The following is an 11889-nucleotide window of genomic DNA, read 5'->3' as shown; positions in this document are numbered from 1 at the left end:
ACAAACAAAAATGCCAACCTAAAGGTTGGCATTTTTTTAAAACATCATAAAATTATAGCTTAGCGTCGTCAGTAACTGCAATTGAAGTTGACGAAATAAGACCCGATGTAGCTTCAACACTAATTGTTAAAAAACCATCAGTTATATCATTTCTTCCATCGGCTGGCTCTCTTGTTATACCAAAGGAAATACCTACAGGCACAAAACTTGTTGTATTAGGAAAGATATAACTGTTAGTGCCCGTTAGAATACCATTTTCAGAGGCGATACTTACCTCACTCCCAACGGGTAAAGGGTTATTATAGGCATCAGCTATGAACACGGTTAATCCAACACTATTAGTTCCTGTCGCTACTGTTAAGTCTATTGAATCAACTCCACACATTAGCTGGCCTGTTGAACTACGCACTAAAGGCCCTGTAGGGTCACTATTTACACGCACCTCAGTCGCTGTTACGCCTGTAATAGCAGCACAATCATTGGCATAAGTTATTAACCTAAAGAAAGCAGCATCACCAGACATTACAATTTCTTGGTTTTGAAATACGTTAACCATTTGGCGGCTGCATATACCAGCAGTTTCGTCTTCTTGACGGCATAGTAAACCATTGTATAAACCGTTCTCTGTAGTCCAAGAACCATTACCATCAAAATCTACAAACTCTTCAAACTCATCGCCTGTTGAGTTATCACGTGAACAAGGATCCGTTCCATCGTTACAGTCTTTACCGCCAAAAGTGCCATCTTCATTGTTATCAATAAAAGCTTCTGGAATATCAAATAAATCATCAAAGAAGTCTGTCCTATCAAAGTAACCATTACCATTTAAGTCTGAAAAAGTCTCTTCACCAATAGCATATGCATGAACGGTTGCACGCCCCCCTAATGGTAAATCTAATGTTAGATCATTATTTAAAATACCTAATGGACACGGTAATCCACTATCACATTTTTGAGCAATTGTATTTTCGTACATTGAATCGGTAAACGGGCGTGGATTACTACTTGTCCACATAACACTACAAACGCCATTCGTAGTCGTACAGCTTGGTTCGATAACACCACCTTCAGTAATAAAACTTACAGCAGTGCCATCTGGTACCGGGTTATTAAAATGATCGGCTAAGCGCGCATTAACAGATACTAAAGTCCCATCAACATTTAAACCATGCGTATTAAACTCTGAGCGAGATAGTGAAAAGCTATTTTGATCAGCAATCCCTGTGCTTATAACTAAAATATCCGAAGGCGCTGTTACAACCACAGTTTCGCCACCAACATCATCTTTACTTGAAGCAATAACACGCACAGGAGTCGCAACTGCACCAGACTGAACTGTAGTCTGTATCTCACCAGCACTATTGGTGATAGCCGAAGCGGTACTAAGCGTAATTCCACCCACTGAAGTGGATAATGTAAAGTCGACAGTTCTAGAAGCTAGTGCATTACCGTTAGAATCAATTAGTTTAAATCTAACTTCTGAAATTTCACTTCTGTTAGCTCCACCTGTACCTTTTAATGAAATAACAGGTTGTGTTACTTCAATAAATTGGATGAAGCCAATATCAGCTGGAGATACATTAATCGTTGCCGTACCTGATACAGTATCACCTCCAGTAACAACTGTTGCAGTAATAATATCGCCGCCAACACACGTTAAAGGTCGGTAAGTTGAACGGGCGAAACCACCAATGCTGGTAACAGCTTCATCCATTACAGCTAAACCACTTGCAACACAGCCTGATGAAAATTCTACATTTAATGGGGTTGTATAGGCTTCACCATCTTTAGTAATTTCAATAGAAATTAGTGCTGTAGCACCTGCGGCTAGAAATTCATCATCAGCTAAAGAGCTTGTTATAGTAATATCAATATCTACAGCAGCTATCTGAAATGCTTTGGTAATGCTGCTCCCTAATACTGAAACAGTTATTTCTCCAGCCCCTACATCTCTGCCGGGGATAATATCAAGTATTGCAACACCATTTACATCGGTGATTGCGGTGCCCGTTGTAGGTGAAATAGAGCCAATCGTTGTTGTTGCCGTAACGAGAGTTTGAGTTAGTGGTATGGTTGAATCTTTTTTATTAACTTTAATATAAAGGATGCCGATTGAATCACCAGAAATACCGGCAGTCTCTTCACATAAACTCACATCCTTCGTCGTTTTGAAGTCAGGTGGGCAGTTTTGGAATATTGTAAATGCTATATCGGCACTGCTTTGATTTGGATCAATCGCATCCCCACTGGTATAAAAGCCCAATGTAGATTCAACCGCTTCAAACTGTGCGGTAACAATACCAGCCCCTTCAATTGTTCCTGATGTCAAATTAAGCGTAGCTATACCCTTTGAGTCAGTCAGTGCAGTCCCTGAACTGGGCAATAAACTACCAAGCGATGAGTTAAAGGTAACAACTTCTCCAACCGCTGGTTGACTATCAGAATCTAGAACAAGCGCCTTAATTAAACCACTTTCACTTGCACTAATCTGGCTCGTTTGTGCCAGCGTTGTCGCCGAAAGTAAGCTTAAATCAATCGTAAAATCTTCCGACAATCCCAGTACAGGAGCGTCGCCTGCTGTAGTGTAAGTATAAGCATTAGAGTTTATATTACTGCCATCTTCAGTAATATAAGTAGCTGAAACAGTTCCTGCACCAGCTTCAGTGCCAGCAAGTATATCTATTTTAGCAATGCCTTCATTATTGGTCATTGCTGTTCCATTAGACGGATTTATTGTTCCAAAGCCTGATAGATTAAATTGTATTAGCTGAAAAGCAGCTGGTTCACCGTCTAATAGAAGTATTGCTTGTGCAATTGCGGGCGTTAAAAAATTTACATTTCTGGCCTCTCCCCCATTTAATGTTTGTAAATTAACGGCCAGCTCTACTTTAGGTATAACTTCAGTTTGAGTTTGAAAATCAAAAACGTCTGTATACGATGCGCCATCAATAGTATACGTCGCAGTAACTTCTCCCGCGCCTGTAATTGTTCCCGCAGAAAGTTCAACAGTGGCAATACCGTCACTTTGGGTTAATGCCGACTCTGGAGTAAGTTCACCCACACCATCAGCTAAACTGAACGTTATGCGTCTACCTGCAACTGGGGTATCATTTTGTTTAAGTGTTACACGTAAATCTATTGGCGCGTCAGCAGTTACTGCATTTGATTCAGAGTCACTAGTTTGAGAATACCCTTGAAGGGTTAATGTATAAACAGTTGTGTCGGTATCAGTATCACCACCCACTGTGCCATCTTTTTCAAGCGTCCCACCTCCGCCACAAGCCATGAGTAAAAAGCTAAGTAACATAATACTGAGCAATCGCGTTAAAGGCATTGACCTCTCCCTAGTGTTGTTATTATTAACTAAACGTTATTTACCTAATATTAACCTATAACCTAGTTTAAAATCACAGTTTTTTATTACTTTTTTGTATAAAATAATTTTCAATAAATACTAACTTTTTCTGTATAAATATTTATAGGCTGGTAGTCTATGACAAAATTTATTAAAAGTAGATTAGGGTATATGTCAAAAATCCGTTCAATGAGTTTAACCACTCGCATCATGATAGGTATGGGGTTAGGGGTTGTAGTAGGCTTTATATTTCAGGCTATTTTAGCTGGTGAAGACGATTATCTAATACCACTTGGGTTATTCTCTTTGCCAATTAAAGCATTTTTTGTCGATGGCCTTTTTCATGTGGGTGGGCAAATATTCATCGCTAGCTTAAAAATGTTAGTTGTTCCGCTCGTTTTTGTTTCACTTGTCTGTGGAACCTGCAGCCTTAGCGATCCAAAAAAACTGGGACGCTTAGGTGGCAAATCTATTAGTTTATATTTACTAACTACAGCTATAGCTATTACAGTAGCAATCTCCCTAGCCTTATTATTTAATCCTGGGGAAGGAATTGGCTTACCTTCTCAAGCGAGTTACGATGCAAAAGAAGCACCTACTCTAGCTAGAGTTATTATAGACATGTTCCCAACAAATCCATTTGAAGCAATGGCTAAAGGCAACATGCTACAAGTCATTGTATTTGCATTACTATTTGGTATTGCTATGGCACTAAGTGGTAAAGCAGGCAAACGCGTTGCTGATGTATTTGAAGACTTAAACACAGTTATTTTAAAATTAGTTACTTTATTAATGAACATCGCACCATATGGCGTGTTCTTTTTAATGGCAAAGCTGTTCACTACAATAGAGCTCAATTTAATTGTGAGCCTAGCTAAATATTTTGGCGTTGTTGTTTTGGCCCTGCTATTACATGCGCTTGTAAATTACACATTACTATTAAAAATACTAACGGGCTTAAACCCACGTATTTTCTTAGCTAAAATGAAGCACACCTGTTTATTTGCATTTAGTACATCAAGCTCTAGCGCAACCATGCCTATTACACTTGAAACTGCGACTAAAAAGTTAGGTGCAAGCAACTCAGTTGCCTCATTTACTATCCCCCTAGGTGCAACCATTAATATGGATGGTACAGCGATTATGCAAGGCGTCGCAACCGTATTTATTGCACAAGTGTTTAGTGTTGATTTAACGATTTCTGACTATTTAATGGTCATATTAACAGCTACGCTCGCATCTGTAGGCACAGCCGGTGTTCCTGGTGTTGGCTTAATAATGTTGGCAATGGTACTTAACCAAGTTGGCTTACCTGTAGAGGGGATTGCTATTATAATTGGCGTAGATAGATTACTTGATATGACCCGTACTGCGGTAAATGTTACTGGTGACTGTATGGTTACCTGTGTTGTTGCCAAGTCTGAAGGTGAACTTGATGAAAGCGTATTCAATGACCCTAACGCAGCTAAAGATTTAGAAGATTATCATAAGTCTATTGATTCATAATCTATGACTATTGAGTTATAAAAAACCTTGATGTTTTGCATCAAGGTTTTTTTTCGAGTAAAAATAATTAGCTTGTTCTCAGGTTAAAAATTCTAATCTAAGGATTTAGGGACTTAAATTTAGAAAGTAAGTTTATCCCGACTTTATTTACGCCACTACTCAAGCCAAGCGCGAGCTTATCGCTCAGTCCTTTTTTGACTTTATATTTAATTTTATAGATTTGGCGTTCATGTTGTTGCTCTAATAAAGCATCATCACTTGTTTTTATAACATCTACCAAGCCTTTTTCAATAGCTTGAGTTGCAAACCAATGCTCGCCTGTCGCAACTAGATTTATATCTAAACTTGGGCGTTGTGTACTCACAAATGTTTTAAATAAGTCGTGAGTTTGTTCAATTTCTTCACGAAATTTTTCACGGGCCTTATCTGTGTTTTCACCAAATAAAGTAAGCGTACGCTTAAACTCACCAGCAGTTATTTGTTCAAATTCAACATCATTTTTCTTCAATATTTTATTAAAGTTAGGAATTTGAGCAATCACCCCAATAGAGCCAACAATTGCAAATGGTGCAGCGAGTATTTCATCGGCAACACATGCCATCATGTACCCCCCACTGGCAGCCACTTTATCAATTGAGACACTCAAGGGTATGCCAGCATTTTTAATACGCTGTAGTTGCGAAGCAGCAAGTCCGTAGCCATGTACGACCCCGCCACCACTTTCTAAACGAATAAGGACCTTGTCTTTACTAGGCTCAGCAATAGAGATAATGGCTGTTATTTCTTCTCGTAAGCTTTCCACCTCGTGTGCATCCATACTGCCCACAAAGTCAATTACATATAAACGAGGTTTAGCTTCGTCTTTATCTGCTTTTTTACTTTGCGTTTTTAACTCCTTTTGATGCGCCTTTAGCTCTTTTTTACCGAGCGTATTTTGCAAAAAACTTTCTTTAAGTTCTACTAATTGTTCTGATATATCATCTATTTGTATTTCACCTTTTTTAGCTTTTGGCTTAACTGCAGCGCCAACTATTAACATTAAAATAACTGCTATAGCGATAACAAAAGTAACTGTTTTAGCAAAAAACAAACCGTACTCGTATAAAAATTCCAACTGGTTTCTCCATTTATAAATTTCAGCTAATTTAACATGCTTTAAAACAAAAAAAAGCCACTTTTCAGTGGCTTTTAAAGGTTAATTATTTTACTGGTTATTAATCAGTCACAACCTCAGGGTTGGAAACTAATAACATACGTCCACGTGCAGCTAAATAAGTAGCTACTTGCAGCTGCATTTCTGCATTAGCAGCAGCACTGCCTTCAACAGTTGAAGCCTGTGCAGCATCTTGAGCTGGCGTTAATATAGAACCATGATGCCCTTTAGTAAATTTAACTAAATAGCTCGAAGGTGTTTCACTTAATGCTTGCGAAGTACTTACTGTTTCAAGACCCATCAAGTTAGCTAATGGAATTGTGCCAGAAATAGGATTATTAGCTGCCATTGGCGGTATCACTTGGTCGGGCTTGTTATCAACACCATCACCCACAACAACATTAGTATAAACAGGAGTACCTAATGCTTTCACCGTGGCAGCGTAGTTAGTTGGATCACCACTATCAAGTGCTGTTTGTGCCGCAAATGCAAACTGTGTAAATACACCTTGAATGTTAGTAAGTTTAGTCGTTTCACCCGCAGTAGTAAGTGATGCAACATATTCATTGTAACCACATGTCAAGTAAGCTTCCATGTCTGGTACTAATGAGCCACAGTTAGAAAGCGCAGCGCCTTGTAGGTAGACATTAAGTTCATCAGCTTCGGTTGTACCAGCTTGTGAAAGTACTGAACCTTGAATAAATGGACCAAACGCAGCAGATTCAAGTAAGAAGCTTGCTATGCCACCGCCGCCACTTGCAAGTGCTACTGTATTTACATTAAACAGTGGGTCAACAGTAGGTGCCATTGGGCTATTAGCTTGAGCAATAAATGCCGGGGCTACAATAGACCCTAACGAATGCCCGATGTAGGTAACATCTTTGCTATTGATAGTCGTATCGTTAATGAAGTTTAAACCCAAGCGTAAGCCTAATAAATCAGCCGCTGATTGACGTAGGCTATCTCGCGCAACAAGTAATGAACTCAAGTCCATATAACTAAGTACCGAACCTGTTGTTGCATTAAAGTCATCACTGCCATCACCATCAACATCGATACCGCGTTCACCATGTCTTGGGTGGTCAATTGCTACAGTTGCAAAACCTTGAATAGAAAGTTGGGCAGTTAACGCTAGCATACTTTCTTTTTGCGTAGTAATACCATGTTGCATAATTACAACAGGCCAGCCATTTTCTGGCATTTCAATAGCCGGTAATTGTAGTTGTGCACGAACACCGTTAATAATTGGTAAAATAGGTTTTGTTAGTTGTACTGGCACATTCGCCATGCTTTGTACTTTTGGAATGGTATTATATTTAGTTAAATGACGCGTGCTGTCTAAACCTAAATCTCGAAGCTGTCCACTACTCAATGCAAAACATAACCCGTCATTCTCACTAATAGGTTCTGCAGGAAAAGCATCACCTGCAACAGCTTTATAACCAAGTATTGCTACTGCGTTATCACACATACCTTGCCAATATGTATCGTTTAAATCACTTATCTCAGTGCCTGTTGGAGTCCCTAGGTACATAGGAAGCATAATGCTACCCTTTTGGTATTGAACACCAGAAAAAGCAGGCGATACTTCAACACCTTGTGAAGCAAATACTTGTTGTACATTTACCATTGGTTGTTCTGGTACTTGCACAGCAGGTGTTGCCATACTTGGCTGTTGCAAGCTCACTGCTAACAACTGCTTGATAGTACCCAGCACAGGCCCTGCTGATTGAATAGTCATCGCACCTGAGAAAATAATGTCGTCTTTCGTAATATTTCCAGAACTAACAACTACATTTTCGTAGCTATTAACTGCGCCCTGCAAACCAAGTTGGGCTGCTGTAATTAATGGCGCTTCTTGTTTAACTAACCCATAAGTTGAAGATGGCTCAATAGAGCGACCCAATGAGTCTTTAAGCCCTGTTGTTAATACATTAATGTATGAACTACCAGCTTTAAATGGTTTTAGAGGAACAATTGCAACAGCATTACCTGAAGCCTGAGTAACAAAGTCAACACCAAAGGTAAGTTCGCCCACTAATTTACAAGCAGTACCTGCAGCTACTACCGAACATTCTTCATCCGTTAAGCTTGCACCCATTATTACTTCAAAAATTCTAACCGTACCAGGAGCCCCAGCAGACGCTTCATCTAAACTCACACTCGGTGGGAATGTTAAATCAATTTTATAAGGAACCTGCGAAGACCAACCATCAAGTGCGCCTAGAGCCAATTGTGGGTTGGCATAAGCTGTGCGTGGAATAGACACGTTATCATCATCTAATTCACCAGGAATGTTTAATGTACCGTCTTGGGTACCACTCATTAACAAATCGTTTGGAACAGATATAACTCCATTAGCAGGGTCAAAACTTACTGTTGCCGTTGGAATAACTGGGGCTGTGTCGTTTTTAACATCTTTTAACGTTTCTCCACCGCCACAACCTGCTAAAGCAGCTGTAACCGAGAGTGAAAGTAGCATTTTTTTCATATTGTTGGCTCCGCACATATTTTATTTTTATAGTGTGTTTAATCAGTGTATTAAGTTAAAACAATGTAATCAGGTTATTAATGAGACATTAGACCAGTTAAACTTAACGTAAAGTTTCTATTTTCGCCACCTAATTTTGCAATAAATTCGATTACTTCACGTTTTGCTATGTTAAAATTAAAAAAATCATACAATTTGGTACTTTTATGCACACTTATCAAGCAGCTGAAAACGCACTCAAAGATAAAGTTATTTTAATAACAGGCGCCGGCGATGGCATTGGTCGAGTAGCAGCCATTACATATGCAAAGTATGGTGCTACGGTTATTTTATTAGGTAAAACAACTAATAAACTTGAATGTGTTTACGATGAAATTGTTAATGCAGGTTATCCTAAACCTGCAATTGTGCCTATGGATTTAAAAGGCGCAACGAAGCAAAACTACCGCGACCTTGCCGCAACGATTGAATATCAGTTTGGCCGCCTAGATGGGCTTCTTAATAATGCCGGTATTTTAGGCTCGCTTGGCCCACTTGAGCATTTTTGCTCATCTACGTTCGAAAATATAATGAAAGTGAACGTGACTGCACAAGCTATGATCACTAAAGCCTTGTTTCCGGTTCTTCGTAAATCTGATAATGCATCAATCGTATTCACATCATCAGGTGTTGGTCGCAAAGGCCGTGAATTTTGGGGACCTTATGCCATTTCGAAATTTGCAGTAGAAGGCATGATGCAAACATGGGCATGTGAAGTAGGTAAAACAAACATTCGTGTAAACTGTATTAACCCAGGTGCTACGCGCACTTCAATGCGAGCGGCTGCATATCCAGGTGAAGATAGAGACGCGCTTGCTACACCAGAGGATTTAATGCCTACCTATTTATATCTAATGAGTGACGATTCTAGTGAAGTGAATGGCGAATCGTTAGATGCTCAGGTAAAAAAATAACTCAGCCTAAGTCCTGTGTTATTTAAAAGCACATTAAAAAAGCCGCAATGAGCGGCTTTTTTGTGTTAAATAAATAACTAATTGATTATTTACGTTTAGTCGGCTTAACACGTTGATTGTGTTTTTTAACTGCTTTACGGATTTGGTTGATTTTAGCGCGTTTATCTTTGCGCTTTTCTGGCATAACAGAAAGCTTAGTCTGCGTCTCGCGACCTAATTTAACGGTTTTACGTAAATAGTTTACCGTTTCTAGATCATACTCCATCCAACCACCTTGCGGTACGCGCTTATCTAGCTCCAATTTACCGTAACGAATACGAATAAGACGAGATACTTCCGCATCTTGAGATTGCCATAAACGGCGGACTTCGCGGTTACGCCCTTCATTTAACGTTACGTTAAACCATCGGTTAACACCTTCGCCACCCATTGGGGTTACAGTCGTGAATTTGGCTGGGCCATCTTCAAGCTCAACACCACGTAGTAGGTTTTTAACCGTTTCGTTGGTTACTTCACCAAATACACGTGCAGAGTATTCACGTTCTACTTCATAACTTGGGTGCATTAAACGGTTTGCTAACTCACCATCATTAGTAAACAGCATCAAACCTGATGTATTAACGTCTAAGCGGCCTACTGCAATCCAACGATCGCCATCAATACGAGGAAGTCGGTCAAATACAGTACGACGCCCTTCTGGATCTTTACGTGTACTTAGCTCACCTTCTGGTTTGTTATACATAATTACACGACAAATTCTATCTGCTTTTTCTTCAATTTTCACAGTGTGTCCGTCAACACGAATTAAGTCTGTTTCCTCAACACGGTCGCCTAACTTTGCCACTTTACCGTTTACACTAACGCGGTTTGCATCAATGTATTTTTCCATTTCACGGCGCGAGCCTACGCCTGCACGGGCTAGGACTTTTTGTAACTTTTCACCTTGTATACTCATTCGGATGGTTCTCTCACAGAAGGATCACTTAATAACTGGTTAATTTTACTTTGCTGCTCTGTTGGCAGCGCTGGTAAATTATCTAAACCTGTTAACGAAAAATAATCTAAAAATTGTTTAGTAGTTGCATATAAAGCCGGTTTACCCGGAACCTCTTTATGCCCCACCACTTTAACCCACTCTCTTTCGAGTAAGGTTTTTATAATATTCGAACCCGTAGTAACTCCCCTTACTTGCTCAATTTCGCCACGTGTAATGGGCTGCCTGTATGCAATAAGCGATAATGTTTCCAGTAAAGCACGTGAATACTTAGGCGCACGTTCTTGCCACAAATTATTTAACCAAGGGCTTAAACTACTACATGCCTGAAAGCGATAACCACTGCCAACTTCGACTAGACGAATACCACGAGTTTGAAAATGTTCTTGTATAGTATCTATTGCGTCGTTTATTCGCGCCATAGAAATAGCTAAATCTATTAATACTACGTCTTTAAGGTGGCGTTTACTAACAGGCTTATCTGCAACAAAAATAGCTGCTTCAATGATCTCAACTAGTTGTTCATCACTAATTCGCCGACCCGCCATACACACTCTTAACAAATAAAAATACACAGCCATCTATTATGACAGAACAACACCAAACTAGGAAAATATATCTACCAAATAACTAGATTTAAAACACAAAAAAGCCAGTGACAATCACTGGCTTCTAACTTGATTATTTTAAAAGCAAAAATTAGCTGCGTTTAATTGCTTCTAGTGCGTCATCTTCGGCTACAGCATTACCGTATTTTTTAATGTAGCCCTTAAACTCACTTCTGCTGATGCGCTTATCTTGGTTTTCATCCATATAACCAAAATGATTTGAAATATCATCATCGTTGCCTTCAGCAATCGAAATATAACCGTTGCTATCATTATCTAAACTTGAAAAACTACTCTCAATTTTATCAAACTTAGCTATTTCAGCTTTAAACGCTGATTCACTTACGTCACTATCAGTCGCCACTTTACCTGCATTTAGCTGCATGTAGGCGTTAAATTCTTTACGGCTAATTTCATTATCCATATTGGTATCAATATTCGAAAAATGCTCCCAGATGCTATCATCATCCGCTTCGACTTTTGAAATGTAGCCATCGCTGTCATTGTCCAGGCTTGCAAAATCACTGTCTATTTTCTCAAGGCCTTGATTTGAAGAACAAGCCGCGAGGCTTAAAGATGCTAAAATTGTTGTTGCTAATGTTAACTTTTTCATAAGACGTGTCCTTGTAATTAAATAAATGTCACTTTAGCTAATACAATTCGGATGCCAATGTTAATTAACTAATTAAAATCAAATAGTTACAAATAAAAAGAGCATTTAACAAACAATTTCAATAAGTTATATCTGAAAACTTTGCAAAGTGCTTTGTAATTTTTGCAAAAAAAAGCCCAGTATATATAAATATACTGGGCATGCTTTTCAAATTTT

8 protein-coding genes are annotated in these 11889 nt (G+C 39.1%); 2 read left to right on the top strand and 6 right to left on the bottom strand.

The features are described from left to right. Positions 1-52 precede the first annotated feature (52 nt). Complete coding sequence (locus AOR04_RS07770) at positions 53-3334, bottom strand: Ig-like domain-containing protein (protein ID WP_096792959.1); 3282 nt, start codon at positions 3332-3334, stop codon at positions 53-55. 192 nt (positions 3335-3526) lie between these two features. Here AOR04_RS07770 and AOR04_RS07765 point away from each other — a divergent pair, with 192 nt between their 5' ends. After that, positions 3527-4861 carry a dicarboxylate/amino acid:cation symporter gene (locus tag AOR04_RS07765; RefSeq protein ID WP_008134075.1) on the top strand — a complete coding sequence of 445 codons (1335 nt, stop codon included), beginning with the start codon at positions 3527-3529 and terminating at the stop codon, positions 4859-4861. Positions 4862-4958: 97 nt separating this feature from the next. Here AOR04_RS07765 and sohB read toward each other — a convergent pair whose 3' ends face one another. After that, on the bottom strand, positions 4959-5975 hold the full coding sequence (gene sohB, locus AOR04_RS07760; RefSeq protein ID WP_033039337.1) for a protease SohB: 1017 nt from the start codon (positions 5973-5975) through the stop codon (positions 4959-4961). A 100-nt stretch (positions 5976-6075) separates the two neighbouring features. Next, positions 6076-8505, bottom strand: a complete 2430-nt coding sequence (locus AOR04_RS07755) for a VolA/Pla-1 family phospholipase (protein ID WP_096792958.1) — start codon at positions 8503-8505, stop codon at positions 6076-6078. A 206-nt stretch (positions 8506-8711) separates the two neighbouring features. Here AOR04_RS07755 and AOR04_RS07750 point away from each other — a divergent pair, with 206 nt between their 5' ends. Then, positions 8712-9458, top strand: coding sequence for a YciK family oxidoreductase (locus AOR04_RS07750; RefSeq protein WP_007375386.1), 747 nt, complete (start codon positions 8712-8714; stop codon positions 9456-9458). Between the two features lie 85 nt (positions 9459-9543). On the opposite strand, the gene rluB is transcribed toward AOR04_RS07750, so the two are convergent. From rluB to AOR04_RS07735, 3 genes are all read right to left on the bottom strand, one after another. Beyond that, entirely contained in the window at positions 9544-10413 is an 870-nt protein-coding gene (gene rluB, locus AOR04_RS07745; protein WP_002959716.1) for a 23S rRNA pseudouridine(2605) synthase RluB, read from the bottom strand. Further along, on the bottom strand, positions 10410-11000 hold the full coding sequence (gene scpB / locus AOR04_RS07740) for an SMC-Scp complex subunit ScpB (RefSeq protein WP_007375387.1): 591 nt from the start codon (positions 10998-11000) through the stop codon (positions 10410-10412). Before scpB ends, rluB begins: the two co-directional genes overlap by 4 nt. A gap of 151 nt (positions 11001-11151) precedes the next feature. After that, positions 11152-11673, bottom strand: a complete 522-nt coding sequence (locus AOR04_RS07735) for an EF-hand domain-containing protein (RefSeq protein WP_007375388.1) — start codon at positions 11671-11673, stop codon at positions 11152-11154. Between the last annotated feature and the right edge of the window lie 216 nt (positions 11674-11889).

Origin of the sequence: Pseudoalteromonas sp. 1_2015MBL_MicDiv, assembly GCF_002407505.1 — a bacterium.
Lineage (GTDB): Bacteria > Pseudomonadota > Gammaproteobacteria > Enterobacterales > Alteromonadaceae > Pseudoalteromonas > Pseudoalteromonas fuliginea.
Note: the sequence above shows the minus strand (reverse complement) of the source record. Positions and strands in the feature narration are given on the sequence as shown.

Coding starts and splice junctions, on each gene's coding strand:
- AOR04_RS07750 (WP_007375386.1), top strand. CDS start 8,712: ATGCACACTTATCAAGCAGCTGAAAACGCACTCAAAGATAAAGTTATT.
- AOR04_RS07770 (WP_096792959.1), bottom strand. CDS start 3,334: ATGCCTTTAACGCGATTGCTCAGTATTATGTTACTTAGCTTTTTACTC.
- AOR04_RS07765 (WP_008134075.1), top strand. CDS start 3,527: ATGTCAAAAATCCGTTCAATGAGTTTAACCACTCGCATCATGATAGGT.
- scpB (WP_007375387.1), bottom strand. CDS start 11,000: ATGGCGGGTCGGCGAATTAGTGATGAACAACTAGTTGAGATCATTGAA.
- AOR04_RS07755 (WP_096792958.1), bottom strand. CDS start 8,505: ATGAAAAAAATGCTACTTTCACTCTCGGTTACAGCTGCTTTAGCAGGT.
- rluB (WP_002959716.1), bottom strand. CDS start 10,413: ATGAGTATACAAGGTGAAAAGTTACAAAAAGTCCTAGCCCGTGCAGGC.
- AOR04_RS07735 (WP_007375388.1), bottom strand. CDS start 11,673: ATGAAAAAGTTAACATTAGCAACAACAATTTTAGCATCTTTAAGCCTC.